We start from the raw sequence: 15100 nt of genomic DNA, 5'->3' as shown, positions 1-15100 counted from the left end.
GGATCATTTATCTTTCGGGGACGATTCTCATTCCATTTTTTGTATTTGAATCAGAAAAGACCATTCTTCATTTTACTTTTTTTCTGACCAGTTTTATCTGTTTCTATGTGAACTATTTTTTTGTGGTTCCGAATTTCTTTGACACAGGTAAACTTTATAAGTCGGTGATTGCATTTTTGCTCAGTGTTACCTGTTTTGTGACGGTGCGCTATTCTGTAGAAGAAATGTTGCTGCCCGCCACTCTTGGTATTAGAAATTATATGGAGGGGACCAGCTTTGGATTTTATTTCTTCGATAATATTTTTTACAGCAGCACCACTATTTTTATCAGCACGACTTTTTGGTTTTTTAAATATTTTATTAATGCTGAACAGGAAAAATCAGAATTGATTGAAGCTAAGAAAACCGCTGAATTACAGGCCTTAAAAACACAAATTAATCCGCATTTTATTTTTAATTCGTTAAATAATATTTATTCTCTGGTGTATCAGAATTCAGAAAAAGCATTACCCGCTTTGGAAGAATTGAGTCAGCTGTTGAGGTACAGCACAAAAGATCTTGGAGAGGATACCATCACTTTAGACAAAGAAATCGGGTATATCGACAGTTTAACGGCTTTGGAAAAAATAAGAATTAAAAAACCTGAATTATTAATCATTGAAAAAAATATCAACCATCCCAAACTGAATATTTCACCCATGATTTTAGTTCCTTTTGTGGAAAATGCTTTTAAACATGGTGATTTTCGCGATAAAGGTTTTGAAATGAAAATCTCTGATGAAAATGAAACGCTGCATTTTTATCTTTTAAACCATAAAAAAGACCGAATGAAAGATGAAGTTTCGGGAATCGGGATTGATAACGTGAAGAAAAGACTGGCGATTTTATATCCAAAAAAACACGAATTAGCTATAAAAAATTCGGAAAAGGAATTTATCGTAGATTTAAAGATTGATTTGCGAAATGAATAAGATAAAATGTATTGTTGTAGATGACGAACCGCTGGCGATCTCGCTTCTGGAAAGTTATGTACAGAAAGTTCCGTTTTTAGAACTGGTTTTTTCCACCGAAAACCCAATTGAAGCACTGGATTATATTCAAAAAAATGAATCTGATCTGGTGTTTCTGGATATTCAGATGCCCGAACTCACGGGAATTAATTTCATGAAAATTCTTGGTGACAAGCAGAAGTATATTTTAACAACCGCTTATTCCGAATATGCTTTGGAAGGCTATGATCACAATATTGTAGATTATCTGCTGAAGCCGATTTCATTTGAACGATTTTATAAAAGTGCTTTAAAAGCTCAGGAACGTTTTGTGGTGAATGAAACGAAAGAAGACGCTCATTTCTTTGCGAAATCGTCCGGACAGCAGCATAGAATTAACTTTGAGGAGATTCTGTATGTAGAAAGCATTAAAGATTATGTGAATATTAAAACTTCTGAGCAGGAATATATTGTTTTAGACACGCTGAAATCGATGGAGCAGCAACTTCCTGAAAGTTCTTTTGCAAGAATTCATAAGTCTTTCATCATTAATTTGAATCAGATTAAAAATGTTTCAACCAAAAAAGTCACCTTAGTTTCTGAACAGGAAATCCCGATAGGAGAGAGCTATAGAATGAATCTTCTGACGAAAATAAAATAGGTTTAATGGCTGGAAGAAGGAGGCTGGAAGCTGGAAGTTTGAACAGTATCAAAGTTTTTTCGATGATGACTGCCATTAACCTCAAACTTCCATCTTCCCGCTCCCAACCTTTCCCCACCAAAAAAACAAAAAAGCAGTTTCAAACGAAACTGCTTTTTCTATGATTAATTAAATCTAACAATTAATTCTCCTGTTGTTTGATTAAGTTCAAGGCAGAACCTGCTTTAAACCAATCGATTTGTTGTTCGTTATACGTATGGTTTGCGATAACAATATCTTTAGTTCCGTCTTTGTGAATGAATTCTAAAGTCAATTGTTTTCCTGGAGCAAACTGATCAAGATCTAAGAAGTTAACCGTGTCGTCTTCCTGAATTTTGTCGTAATCTGCTTCATTAGCGAAAGTGATTCCTAACATTCCCTGTTTTTTAAGGTTGGTTTCGTGAATTCTCGCAAATGATTTTACCAAAACAGCTTTTACTCCCAAATGTCTCGGTTCCATCGCAGCGTGTTCTCTTGAAGAACCTTCACCATAGTTTTGGTCACCCACAACAATTGTCGGAACTCCCGCAGCTTTGTACGCTCTTTGTACAGCAGGAACTTCGCCATATTCACCCGTTAATTCATTTTTAACGTTGTTGGTTTCCATATTGTAAGCATTTACAGCACCGATCAACATATTATTTGAAATATTATCAAGGTGACCTCTGTATTTCAACCAAGGTCCCGCCATGGAAATATGGTCAGTCGTACATTTTCCGAAAGCTTTAATTAAAACTTTAGCCCCTTCAATGTTTTTTCCATCCCAAGCCGGGAATTCTTCTAATAGTTGAAGTCTGTCTGAAGTCGGGCTTACATTTACCACAACAGAAGAACCGTCTGCAGATGGCGCCTGATAACCGTTATCGTCTACCGCAAAACCTTTTGATGGTAATTCGTACCCTTTCGGTTCGTCTAATTTAATCTGCTCTCCCGCTTCGTTGGTTAAAGTATCTGTAATTGGGTTAAAATCTAATCTTCCCGAAATTGCCACCGCAGCCACCATTTCCGGAGACGCTACGAAAGCGTGCGTATTTGGGTTACCGTCTGCTCTTTTCGCAAAGTTTCTGTTGAAAGAGTGAATAATTGAATTTTTCTCTCCTTTATCAGCGCCTTCTCTGTCCCATTGTCCGATACAAGGTCCGCAAGCGTTGGTAAAGATTCTTGCATTTTCAAATTTTCTGAAAGAATCTAAGAAACCGTCTCTTTCTGCCGTGAATTTCACCTGCTCAGAACCTGGATTGATTCCTAAAATTGCTTTTGGCTTCACACCTTTAGCAACCGCATCTTCCACTATAGAAGCTGCTCTCGATAAATCTTCGTAAGAAGAGTTGGTACAAGAACCAATTAATGCCCATTCAACTTCCAGCGGCCATCCGTTAGCTTCTGCTTTTGCTCTGAATTCTGCAACCGGAGTCGCCAAATCCGGAGTGAAAGGTCCGTTTAAATGTGGAGTTAATTCTGAAAGGTTAATTTCAATGAGTTGATCAAAATATTGCTCTGGATTAGCATATACTTCAGCATCACCAGTTAAGTGTTCCGCAATTTTATCGGCAGCATCTACAACATCCTGTCTTCCTGTAGCAGAAAGATATCTTCTCATAGAATCATCATACCCGAAAGTAGAAGTGGTAGCTCCGATTTCTGCACCCATGTTACAGATCGTACCTTTACCTGTCGCAGAAAGAGATTCTGCTCCTTCTCCGAAATATTCAACGATGCAGCCTGTTCCTCCTTTTACGGTAAGAATTCCGGCAACTTTCAGGATAACGTCTTTTGCAGAAGTCCATCCGTTCATTTTTCCGGTTAGTTTTACACCGATCAGTTTTGGCATTTTAAGCTCCCAAGCCATTCCTGCCATTACGTCTACCGCATCTGCACCACCAACACCGATGGCAACCATTCCTAAACCTCCTGCATTTACGGTGTGAGAGTCGGTTCCGATCATCATCCCTCCGGGGAAAGCATAATTTTCTAATACAACCTGGTGGATAATTCCAGCTCCAGGCTTCCAGAAACCGATTCCGTATTTATCACAAACAGAGCTTAAAAAGTTGAAAACTTCAGAGTTTTTGTTGATACCTTCCTGTAAGTCAGATTCAGCACCAATTCTTGCCTGAATCAGGTGATCGGCGTGCGCTGTAGAAGGAACCGCTACTTTAGCTTTTCCTGCCTGCATGAATTGCAAAAGTGCCATCTGTGCTGTTGCATCCTGCATGGCTACTCGATCCGGAGCGAAATCTACATAAGAGTTTCCTCTTTCGTGTTCCTGTGTTGCATTTCCTTCCCAAAGGTGGGTGTAAAGGATTTTTTCTGAAAGTGTCAGTGGTTTTCCTGTGATCTGTCTTGCCGCAGCAATTCTCTCAGGATAACGTTCATACACTTTTTTGATCATATCAATATCAAAAGTCATATCTGATTTTTTTATTTTTCGTTTAATTATTTGTTTTAAAATTCAAAAAGAATCTGTTCAGTTAAATTATCAAAATCCATTCCTATACGCATTATAAGGGGATAAATAAGATAAATGACTAAGATTATTTCTAACTATCAATTTAAGGAAAAATAAAAATTTTGTCGTTGATTTAAGTTAAAATAATTCCGATAAGGCTTAAATGGAAATGTTCTAAATAAAGAAGAAAATTTTCTTTATCATTACGTATTACCATGATGTATTTTTTACCTTTAAAGACAATTGAAATATATCTGATAAGGATTTTTAAACTATAAAAGTCTTCTATTGTGGCTGTTTTCCTTATATGTTAATGTTTCTATTTTGTTGTGTTTGTTGATGATATTTTAATGATAAGGTGCTTATTGCTATAATATAATTATATTTTTCATGAATTTTTTGTTTTTAAATTGTAGGTAAAAATATTTTTTTGAATTAAGTTTACATACGATTGTAATCACGTATTAGTGAATTGTATTTGCTTTAATTTATTTTCATTGAAAAACCAACCAACAAATATTAAAACCATGAACAAACAAAAACAAAAACCGTATGTAAATCTTAAAGACACTATTGCTGATATAGTTAAGAAATCCGGCATCTTATTTTTATTACTCTTAGGATTAGTTTCGCCAATGAACGCACAGCGAAAAGTAGAAAAACTCAACAGGGGTCTCGTCGCCATGCGATTAAACGCTAATCAGGTGTATGTAGGCTGGAGAATGCTGGGAACTGAAGAACCCAATACAAGTTATAACCTATATTTTAATAATGTAAAAGTAACGGGAAGCCCTTTTACATCTACCACAAATTTTAATCATAATATTACGACCAACGGAACTTATACCGTTCGTGCCATCGTGAATGGTGTAGAGCAGCCTGCATCAGAATCTGCTACTGTTTGGGCAAATCAATATTTAGATATTCCTATGCAAATACCGGCTGGGGGTACAACTCCGGACAACGTTGCCTATACTTATAGTGTAAACGATTGCAGTGTTGGTGATGTAGATGGAGACGGGCAATACGAATTGTTTGTAAAATGGGATCCATCCAATAGTAAAGACAATTCGCAATCAGGTTACACAGGGAATGTTTATATTGATTGTTATCGTTTGGACGGAACACGTCTCTGGAGAATAGATTTAGGAAAAAATATTCGTGCTGGGGCGCATTATACACAATTTGTGGTTTATGACTTAGATTCTGACGGTAAAGCAGAAATTGCATGTAAAACTGCCGACGGAACTAAAGACGGAACAGGAGTCATTATTGGAGATGCTAATGCTGATTATAGAAATTCAAATGGATATGTTCTGTCTGGGCCGGAATTTTTAACCATTTTTAATGGATTAACAGGCAAGGCAATGTCTTCAACCAATTATTTGCCGGCACGTGGCACAGTTTCCAGTTGGGGAGATAGCTATGGTAATCGCGTAGACCGATTTGTTGCAGCGGTGGCTTATCTTGATGGAGAAAAGCCAAGTTTAATAATGGGACGAGGTTATTATACAAGATTGGTGCGTGTAGCTTGGGACTGGAGAAATAATACACTTTCACAACGATGGATCTTTGATAGCAATACCTCAGGAAATTCAGCTTATGCAGGAATGGGAAATCATCAAATGACCATAGGCGATGTGGATGGTGATGGTAAAGATGAAATATTCAATGGTTCCAGTGCAATAGATGATAACGGCGGAAAGTTATTCGCAAACACATTAGGGCATGGGGATGCGCTGCACATGAGCGATATGGATCCTGATCGCCCTGGAATGGAAATATGGCAGTGTTTAGAAGAACCTGCTAAATATAAAACGAATGGTTTGGTTTTTTTAGATGCAAAAACAGGAGCTACAATATGGGGAATACCTTCAACTGGAGACATAGGACGTTGTAATGCTGCAGATATTGACCCACGTTACAAAGGTTATGAATGTTTTGGAAGCGCAAATGGCGTAAACTATTTGATGGATTGCAAAGGAAATCTAATCAGCAATAAAAAACCGACACAAAATTTTTCTATCTGGTGGGATGGAGATTTGAACCGTGAATTATTAGATTCGAATAAAATAGATAAATGGGATTATATTAATGGGAAAACCGTTAATATACTTACTGCTACAGGATATTCATCAAACAATACTACAAAAGCTACCCCATGTTTAAGTGCTGATATTTTTGGCGACTGGCGAGAAGAAGTGATATTTCGTAAAGAAGATAATTCTTCTGTAAGAATTTACACGACCAATATTGCCACAACCCATAAATTATATACTTTGATGCACGATACTCAATACAGAACAGCTATTGCGTGGCAAAATTCGGCTTACAACCAACCTCCTCATCCAAGTTTTTATTTAGGTGTAGATATGGCAGCACAAACAAAGCCAAATGTAGTTACCGCGGGGGCAAATTCATCTCAGAAGGTACTGTCAGCTAATGCCGTGATTTATCCGAATCCTGCTGGTCAAACTTTTACGATTAAAGCTGAAGGAGTGTTTACTTATACCATTCATAATATGTTGGGTGTAAAAATAGCTTCTGGGAAAGGAAAAAACCAAGCTGAAGTGGTATCATCAGAATCGGGAGTATTTATCGTGACGGTTCAATCTGAAAAAGGAATCTCAACCATTAAATTGATAAAAGATTAGAAAGAATATGACGATCAACTTTTCACAATCTTATTAATTTTTGAGTTGATTCCATAAAAAAAGAAAGATTTTAAATCCATTGGACTTAAAACCTTTCTTTTTTATATTTAATTTAAAAAAGCCTTTCGACTTTACTGTAAAATCAATTAATGACCAACAGTTACCAACTCTTTGATAGACGGAACGAAAGTCGTTAAATTAATACCTTCAACAGCTGCTTTGTACTCTTCAATGCTTGGAATTCTTCCGATGATCGAAGACAATACAACAACAGGAGTTGATGCTAGTAAAGATTCACCTTTTTTACGTTCAGAATCTTCCACCACTCTTCCTTGGAAAAGACGCGTAGAAGTTGCCAAAACAGTATCTCCTTTCTCTGCTTTTTCCTGGTTACCCATACAAAGGTTACATCCAGGACGCTCAAGGTACATCATATTTTCATATTGAGTACGAGCTTCGCCTTTTGGCGCTGCATCGTTGAACTCAAAACCTGAATATTTTTCCAGTAATTCCCAGTCACCTTCAGCTTTTAATTCATCAATGATATTATAAGTAGGAGCTGCCACAACTAAAGGAGCTTGAAATTCTACTTTACCATTTTGTTTTTCAAGGTTTCTCAACATTTGAGAAACAATTTTAAGGTCACCTTTGTGAACCATACAAGAACCTACGAAACCAAGATCAACTTTTTTCTCACCTCCGTAGAAAGTAAGATCTCTGATCGTATCGTGCGTATATCTTTTAGAAACATCGTCGTTGTTTACGTCTGGGTCAGCAATCATTGGTTCAACGATTACATCTAGATCTACAACAACTTCAGCGTAATATTTAGCATTAGCATCCGGAGTTAAAGCAGGTTTATCACCACACTTAATTTCCTCGATTCTCTTGTTTGCTTTGTTGATTAATCCTTGAAGAACGTGATTGTGATTATCCATTCCTTTGTCAATCATAATCTGGATTCTGCTTTTTGCAATTTCCAATGATTCGATCAATGTATCGTCTTCAGAAATACAAATTGAAGCTTTAGCTTTCATTTCTGCAGTCCAGTCTGTGAATGTAAATGCCTGGTCAGCTGGAAGAGTTCCGATGTGAACCTCGATAATTCTACCTTGGAAAACGTTCTCTCCGTCAAATTGCTTCAACATCTGAGCCTGAGTTGCGTGAACGACATCACGGAAATCCATATGCTCTTTCATTTCACCTTTGAAAGTCACTTTCACAGATTCTGGAATCGGCATTGAAGCTTCACCTGTTGCCAAAGCCAAAGCTACCGTTCCGGAGTCAGCTCCGAAAGCCACCCCTTTAGACATTCTTGTGTGAGAGTCACCTCCGATGATGATTGCCCATTCGTCAACCGTAATATCGTTAAGAACTTTGTGAATAACGTCTGTCATTGCGTGATATTCACCTTTCGGGTCACGAGCAGTGATTACTCCGAAATCGTTCATGAATTTCATTAATTTAGGGATGTTTGCCTGCGCTTTTTTATCCCAAACTGAAGCAGTGTGACATCCTGACTGATAAGCTCCATCAACAATTGGAGAAATTACCGTTGCAGCCATAGACTCCAATTCCTGAGAAGTCATCAAACCTGTGGTATCCTGAGAACCAACGATGTTTACTTCAACTCTAACGTCTGAACCTGCGTGTAATAATTTACCTTCAGTTACGCCTACTGCATTTCTGTTGAAGATTTTTTCAACAGCAGTTAAACCTTGTCCTTCGATAGAAATTTCTTTTGAAGGAGCGAAAACCAAAGGAGCTGTAATTCCTAAAGTTTTAGCAGCAAAAGTTTGAATTTTTTTACCAAAAACGATCGCATAAGAACCACCGGCTTTGATAAATTCTAATTTTTGCGGAGTAAATGATTTTGAAATATCTTTCAATTCAACATCTCCGTTGTATAATTTTTTCTCTTTTGTATTGATCGTTAAAACAGTTCCTGTAGCAACAGAATATTTCTCTTCTAAAACGATGTCGCCATTTTCGTTACGAACAGGATGTCCGTTTTCGTCTGTTTTCTTAACCCAGTTTTGAAGGTCGATTCCGATACCTCCGGTTACGTCAACAGTTGTTAGGAAAATTGGAGAAATACCGTTAGTTCCCGCTACAATCGGAGCAATGTTTACGAAAGGTACGTAAGGGCTTGCCTGTTTCCCTGTCCAAAGTGCAACGTTATTTACACCCGACATACGAGAAGAACCAACTCCCATTGTTCCTTTTTCTGCGATCAACATCACACTTGCATCAGGATGTTGAGCTTGCAAAGCTTTTATTTCTTCCTGTTGAGCAGGAGACATCATACATTGTCCGTGCAACTCACGGTCAGAACGAGAGTGTGCCTGATTTCCCGGAGATAATAAGTCGGTTGAAATATCACCTTCAGCAGCAATGTAAGTAACGATTTTAATTTCTTCAGCTACCTCTGGAAGTTTAGTGAAAAACTCTGCTTTTGCGTAGCTTTCCAAAATATCTTTAGCGATTTCGTTTCCTGCTTCATAAGCTTCTTTCAAGCGAGCGGTATCTGCATCATATAAGAAAACCTGAGTTTTAAGCACTTCAGCCGCTTGCTTTGCTATTGCTTCGTCGTTTCCTAAAGCTAAATCAAGCAAAACTTCGATAGATGGGCCTCCTTTCATGTGAGACAACAACTCAAAAGCGAAAACCGGAGTAATTTCTTCTACTACAGATTCACCAAGAATGATTTCTTTTAAAAACTTAGCTTTTACACCAGCCGCACTTGTAGTTCCAGGTAGCGTGTTATAAATAAAAAATTTAAGAGAATCAGCTCTGTATTCGTTGGCTGTATCTTTAATTTGTGCGATGATCTCGCTTAATAAATCGGCACCATCAATTGGCTTTGGATGTAGCCCCTGGGTTTTTCTTTCTTCAATTTCGTTGATGTAATCCTTATAAATATTCATAATAGAAGTCTTTCAAATTTTTAAGGTAAATTAATAAAATTATAGTGCATATGGCAATTTCCCGAATTGGTATATCGACTTACAAAACGGAAGAAAGTAAAGCCGGTACTATATTTTGCACTTTTTCTTAAATAAGTAAGATAATGCTTTGTCCCAAAGATGAAAGTAAAGGACTTTTTTGAAAGTGTAAGGGGCTCACGTGTAATTTCTAAAGCCGCCAAAGCACTCTTTGAGTAACGTTTGTAAAATTTTTTGATCATATCCATATCAAAAGTTGTATCTCTAAAAACGTTTTAGATTATCAAACAATTAAAAATGTTCCCAAAATTACGAATTTTTAGTATTTTATGCGAGGGATATTATTTAGATTCTTTATAAATATGAATTTTATATTTTCTATTTTTAATCTTATTTTTGCTGCCAAATGATGATTATGAAAATTACGGTTCATTTTTTATGTCTTTTTATTTCGATATCTGTTTTTTGCCAAACCAAGGTGGCCAAGAAGCTTCCTGTAAAAAAGGTTGCAAAAACTGTTGTTAAAAAGACAGATGTGGTAGCTCAGCCGAATCCTGATTTGGTGGTTTTGAATGAAAAAATTCCTGTTTTAATTCCGAAAAAGAAAGATGGGAAATTCGGATATGTTAATCAAAAAGGCAAATTTATCATTCAGCCTGAATATCATATTGCTGTATTTTTTTATGAAGATTGCAATCTACTGAATTCACCCAACGAAAAAATAAGAAAGTTCGGAACCAAAGAGTATGCAACGGTAGAAAAAGATATGATTTCTTATCGAATTGATCAGAAAGGTAAAAGAGTGTATCAATTTAAAGATTCAGATTTAGGAAAATGCCCTAAAGAGTTTAAATATCAGCCGTTTCAGGCATATGTTAAAAATGGTTTTTACGGAATTATTGAAAAATCGAAATTCATTAATGCTGAAGATTACAGAGATTATCAAATTTATCCGCAGTATGAATATTTATATATTGCTGAAAGTGAAGATGTTTCAAACCCAATGATTATTGCGTCTAAGAATGATCGTTTTGGGGTGATTGATGTGAATAACAAGATCATCATTCCATTTGAATATGATGATATTAAGCGAAACTTCAGCTGGATGTTGGGGAAAATGTTTGAAGTTTCCAAAGACGGAAAAACATATTATTATATTGATTCTCACAATAAAACCTATTAAATTGTACTGATGATATATTTTTCGTAATTTTGCGCCTGAATTAAGGGGTGCTGTAACAAGCTGAGATTATACCCAATGAACCTGGAACGGGTAATGCCGTTTAGGGAAATTAAATATGAGCAATAGGTAATTATTAATGAGCAATCTCAAATATTACTTATTACCGATTACTAATTACTCATCATAATCCGCCCCTTTTATTCATTAAATTTTAAAGATTTATAGAATGAAAGGTTTATTTTTTTTAGGGCTTACCGTTGGCTCTTTTGCTTTTTTACAAGCACAAAATACCGATTCCTTGAAAATAAAGGAAATTGAAGCCGTTAACTTTACCAAAAGGCTTCCTGTTGCGAAAGAAATCATCAATGTTCAGAAAGATTTAGATAATAAAAATCTTGGGCAGGATCTTCCTATTTTACTTAAAAATCAAACATCAATTATCTCTACTTCGGATGCCGGAAATGGCGTTGGATACACAGGTTTCAGAATTCGTGGAGTTGCCGGAAGAGGAATTAATGTGATGATGAATGGTGTTCCGTATAATGATTCTGAAAGTCAGGGGACATTTTTTGTGAATGTTCCGGATCTTACGAGTTCGGCATCTCAAATCGTTATCCAAAGAGGTGTCGGAACTTCCAATAACGGAGTTTCTGCGTTTGGAGCAAGCATCAATGTAATCTCCAAAGAGCCTGATGATAAGTTTTACTTTAAAACAGATGACAGTTATGGTTCGTTCAATACTTACAAATATTCTGCTGAGGTTGGTTCGGGGAAGTTTTGGGGAAACCGACTTTCTGTGATGGGAAGATATACACACATCAATTCTGATGGATATATCGACAGAGCATCTTCAAAACTACATTCCTATAATTTTACGGCTTTGTTTGAAGAGAAAAATACGAAAATCCGTCTGATGGCTTTTGGTGGAAAAGAAAAAACCTACCAAGCTTGGAACGGAATCGACAGAAAAACTTGGGAAACCAATCCAAAATTCAATTATTCCGGAGCAATTTATGATGCTGATGGTAATATTTCCAGCTTTTATGATAATGAAACAGATAATTACAGACAAAATCATTATCAGTTGCTGTGGGAGCAGAAGTTTAATGAAAAATGGAATTTAGAAACCACTTTGCACTACACGAAAGGAAAAGGATATTACGAAAACTATAAGCAGGACGGTAAATTTTCAAAATATAATCTTCCCGATTTTGTGGATGGTTCACAAACTTTAGCTAAAACAGATTTCATCCGTAAAAAATGGCTTGATAATGATTTCTACGGAATTGTTACCACATTATACGGAAAATTTGAAAATCTTGATCTGAATTTCGGAGCCGTTGCCAACCAATATTACGGAAGGCATTTTGGAAACGTAACAGGTGTTTTCCTTCCGCAGATTGATGAGCATGAATATTATAGAAATCGCTCGGTGAAAAATGAAGTGGCTGGTTTTGCAAAAGCTTTGGTGAAAGTTGATGATTTTGAATTCTTCGGAGATCTTCAGTTGAGACATATTGATTACGATACAAAAATTCTTCAGGCAGGCGATGATGAAGGTGGAAATTTGAAGAAAAACTGGTTGTTTTTTAATCCGAAAGCAGGAATTAATTACAGAATTGGCAGCGGAAAAGTTTTCCTTTCGTATGCGCACGCTCAACGAGAGCCGAATCGTGATGATTTGATGGCTGATAATAATGTGAAAGCAGAAAAGCTTCATGATTTTGAGGCGGGAATTGAAAAACGGTTTGGGGTCGTTTCATTTACGGCAAACTTGTACTATATGTATTATGTTAATCAATTGGTTCTGAATGGTGAAATGAATAACGTGGGAGCTTTCATCAGAACAAATTCCGGGAAAAGCTATAGAAGAGGGGTTGAAATCGGTGCATTGGCCAAGCTTTCAAAGCAATGGGAACTTACAGGGAATGTAACGTTCAGCCAGAATAGAAATTTAGATTTCAAAATTGAAAATGTAAAGCTAACCAAAGATCTTGGAAATACGCAGATTTCTTTTTCTCCGAACGTGATTGCAAATTTAGGCATCAGATTTAATCCTAATAAAGATTTCCAGTTTGGATTATCAAATCAATATGTCGGAAGACAATATCTGGATAATACAGAAGATAAAAATTTACAGTTAAAAGATTATTTCCTTACAGATTTTAATGCTCAGTATCAGTTTAATATTAAAAATAATGATATCGCATTAAAATTATTGGTAAACAATCTTTTCAATAAAAAATATGTGAATAATGGAGCGGTGTATGAAGGAGATCCATACTATTTTTCTCAGGCGGGAACCAACTTTATGTTTGGAATCAGCTGGAAAATTCAATAACATTCATTATGGATATTTTACAATTTGATATAGTAAAATGTTAGACTAAATTTATAAGACTGCTTCGGCGGTCTTTTTTATTTTTAAATTAAATTATTGTTTAAAAATCATGATAAAAATTATGAAAAACATAAAAAGAAAAGAATTTACTAAAGGTGATGTTTTATCATTATTAAAATGTTTTTTAGTATTGAAAACTAAATAACTAAAACGAAAATCAGAATTAAAGTGTCAAATCTTGAAAAATATAATTTGAAATTCGATGATTTTTGCTGTTTTTTATGAAAACAAATGTTCAAAAAAGTCATGAAAAAGTTATAAATTTGCCACCAAATGAATATTTCAGCTTACATTTTAGAATATCTGAAACAGTTTGGGACTGCTACAGTTCCCGGTTTTGGTGTGTTTTCTCTGGAAAATTCCAAGGCAGTGATCAACTCTGAGAACGGGAGCATTCTGCCACCGGCAAGTCAGATTGCTTTTGTGTGTGATTACGAAGCGCAGTCGGATGATTTGGCGGCTTTTATCAGCGAGCAAAAACAGATGACTTTGGAAGCTTCAAAAAGTGATTTGAAGATCCAGACCGATTTTTGGAAGAAAAAACTGCAGTCAGAAAATATTTTAGAAATTTCCGGTTTGGGAACTATTACCATCGAGGAAGATTCTAAAATTCATTTTAAAGGAAAAAGAGTAGAATCTGCACATCCTGATTTTTATGGTTTGGAAGAAATTAAACTTTCAGATATTAAAAATAATCAGAAGCCAAAAGCAGTTGAAAGTACAGGAAAAGAATACAAAGTAGGAAAATCATTGCTTTGGATTTTTCTGATCGCGATTCCGGTTGCTGTTATTGCCTATTTGGCGATTACAAACCAAGAACTGCTGTTCGGAAACCAATCTTTCAAACAGGAAAAAGATTCTATAAAATCATTACAAAACAAGCCTCAAGTTATCGTAAAAGATACAGTGAAAATGCCTACAGATTCTACATTGATGAAAGTTTCAGATTCTCTGAAAAAAGATTCTATCGTAAAACCGGGTGCTAAACCTGTAAAAGCTGTTCCAACGGCTAAAGCTCCGATAACTCCAAAACAACAACACTAAGACATGGCAAAAATAAAAAAAGCGTCAGAATCTTTAACGGTAATGACGAATATTGTACTTCCCAATGATACCAACCAATTGAGAAACCTTTTTGGTGGAGAATTATTGGCAAGAATGGACAGATGCGCTTCTATTTCGGCAACAAGACATTGTGAAAGAAGAGTGGTAACGGCATCTGTAAACCACGTTTCATTTGACCATCCGATTCCTGAAGGGGGAATTGTAGTAATGGAATCTAAAGTTTCCAGAGCATTTTCAACTTCAATGGAAGTGTATGTAGATGTTTGGTTGGATGATCCGATCAATCAGAAAAAAACGCATACTAACTCGGGAATTTACACTTTTGTGGCGGTGGATGAGTTCAACAGACCGATTCCTATTCCATCTATGGAGCCGGAAACGGATGAAGAAAAAGAAAGATTTGCAGCTGCATTAAGAAGAAAAGAATTGTCATTAATTCTTTCCGGAAGAATGAAGCCTTTGGAATCTGTGGAATTGAAAAAATTATTCCAAGAGCCAAAAGAATCTGAGAAAAAAGAAAAATAAAGTTTTACAAAAACATAGATGAATGCTTTTAATCTTTGCTGAATATCAATCATATTTACGGGATTAAAAGCATTTTTTAATTAATGATATGATTTAATTTTTTTTGAAGCTTTTTCCCGCTCTTCGCACTCGCTATTTTTTGTAGGTTTGGGGGGGGGGGGGGGGGGGGGGGGGGGGGGGGGGGGGGGG

The 15100-nt window shown here is 36.2% G+C and carries 9 protein-coding genes and 1 riboswitch; of the genes, 7 read left to right on the top strand and 2 right to left on the bottom strand.

The window, feature by feature from the left end:
* Window positions 1-107: 107 nt before the first annotated feature.
* Together ABEG63_RS19880 and ABEG63_RS19875 are read left to right on the top strand one after the other, a co-directional pair.
* Entirely contained in the window at window positions 108-971 is an 864-nt protein-coding gene (locus tag ABEG63_RS19880; RefSeq protein WP_346587098.1) for a histidine kinase, read from the top strand.
* Window positions 964-1650: a LytTR family DNA-binding domain-containing protein gene (locus tag ABEG63_RS19875; RefSeq protein ID WP_346587096.1), complete on the top strand. Its 687-nt coding sequence runs from the start codon at window positions 964-966 to the stop codon at window positions 1648-1650. The genes ABEG63_RS19880 and ABEG63_RS19875 overlap by 8 nt, the downstream gene beginning before the upstream one ends.
* Window positions 1651-1831: 181 nt before the next feature.
* Here ABEG63_RS19875 and ABEG63_RS19870 read toward each other — a convergent pair whose 3' ends face one another.
* A complete protein-coding gene (locus ABEG63_RS19870) occupies window positions 1832-4099 on the bottom strand; it encodes an aconitate hydratase (protein ID WP_346587094.1) in 2268 nt (755 codons plus the stop codon).
* Window positions 4100-4665: 566 nt separating this feature from the next.
* On the opposite strand from ABEG63_RS19870, the gene ABEG63_RS19865 reads away from it, so the two are divergent.
* A complete protein-coding gene (locus tag ABEG63_RS19865; RefSeq protein WP_346587093.1) occupies window positions 4666-6792 on the top strand; it encodes a T9SS type A sorting domain-containing protein in 2127 nt (708 codons plus the stop codon).
* Window positions 6793-6938: 146 nt separating this feature from the next.
* Here the strand turns inward: ABEG63_RS19865 and ABEG63_RS19860 are convergent, their stop codons facing one another.
* Window positions 6939-9719: a bifunctional aconitate hydratase 2/2-methylisocitrate dehydratase gene (locus tag ABEG63_RS19860; RefSeq protein WP_346587092.1), complete on the bottom strand. Its 2781-nt coding sequence runs from the start codon at window positions 9717-9719 to the stop codon at window positions 6939-6941.
* Between the two features lie 433 nt (window positions 9720-10152).
* Here ABEG63_RS19860 and ABEG63_RS19855 point away from each other — a divergent pair, with 433 nt between their 5' ends.
* The 4 genes from ABEG63_RS19855 to ABEG63_RS19840 all read left to right on the top strand — a co-directional run bounded on the left by ABEG63_RS19855 (window position 10153) and on the right by ABEG63_RS19840 (window position 14911).
* Entirely contained in the window at window positions 10153-10920 is a 768-nt protein-coding gene (locus tag ABEG63_RS19855; protein WP_346587091.1) for a WG repeat-containing protein, read from the top strand.
* Between the two features lie 33 nt (window positions 10921-10953).
* Window positions 10954-11043: riboswitch (TPP riboswitch) on the top strand.
* A 103-nt stretch (window positions 11044-11146) separates the two neighbouring features.
* Window positions 11147-13261 (top strand): TonB-dependent receptor plug domain-containing protein, encoded by a 2115-nt coding sequence (locus ABEG63_RS19850; protein ID WP_346587089.1) that lies wholly within the window; start codon window positions 11147-11149, stop codon window positions 13259-13261.
* A 333-nt stretch (window positions 13262-13594) separates the two neighbouring features.
* Window positions 13595-14365 carry a hypothetical protein gene (locus ABEG63_RS19845; protein WP_346587088.1) on the top strand — a complete coding sequence of 257 codons (771 nt, stop codon included), beginning with the start codon at window positions 13595-13597 and terminating at the stop codon, window positions 14363-14365.
* Between the two features lie 3 nt (window positions 14366-14368).
* Window positions 14369-14911, top strand: a complete 543-nt coding sequence (locus ABEG63_RS19840; protein ID WP_267404568.1) for an acyl-CoA thioesterase — start codon at window positions 14369-14371, stop codon at window positions 14909-14911.
* Window positions 14912-15100 lie beyond the last annotated feature (189 nt).

Source organism: Chryseobacterium sp. C39-AII1 (genome assembly GCF_039672645.1).
Classification (GTDB): Bacteria; Bacteroidota; Bacteroidia; order Flavobacteriales; family Weeksellaceae; genus Chryseobacterium.
The sequence above is the reverse complement of the archived record's forward strand: the minus strand, read 5'-3'. Positions and strand labels throughout refer to the sequence as shown.

Excerpts from the sequence above, each read along its gene's own strand:
- ABEG63_RS19845 (WP_346587088.1), top strand. The coding sequence starts at position 13,595 with ATGAATATTTCAGCTTACATTTTAGAATATCTGAAACAGTTTGGGACT.
- ABEG63_RS19865 (WP_346587093.1), top strand. The coding sequence starts at position 4,666 with ATGAACAAACAAAAACAAAAACCGTATGTAAATCTTAAAGACACTATT.
- ABEG63_RS19850 (WP_346587089.1), top strand. The coding sequence starts at position 11,147 with ATGAAAGGTTTATTTTTTTTAGGGCTTACCGTTGGCTCTTTTGCTTTT.
- ABEG63_RS19860 (WP_346587092.1), bottom strand. The coding sequence starts at position 9,719 with ATGAATATTTATAAGGATTACATCAACGAAATTGAAGAAAGAAAAACC.
- ABEG63_RS19870 (WP_346587094.1), bottom strand. The coding sequence starts at position 4,099 with ATGACTTTTGATATTGATATGATCAAAAAAGTGTATGAACGTTATCCT.
- ABEG63_RS19840 (WP_267404568.1), top strand. The coding sequence starts at position 14,369 with ATGGCAAAAATAAAAAAAGCGTCAGAATCTTTAACGGTAATGACGAAT.
- ABEG63_RS19875 (WP_346587096.1), top strand. The coding sequence starts at position 964 with ATGAATAAGATAAAATGTATTGTTGTAGATGACGAACCGCTGGCGATC.
- ABEG63_RS19855 (WP_346587091.1), top strand. The coding sequence starts at position 10,153 with ATGAAAATTACGGTTCATTTTTTATGTCTTTTTATTTCGATATCTGTT.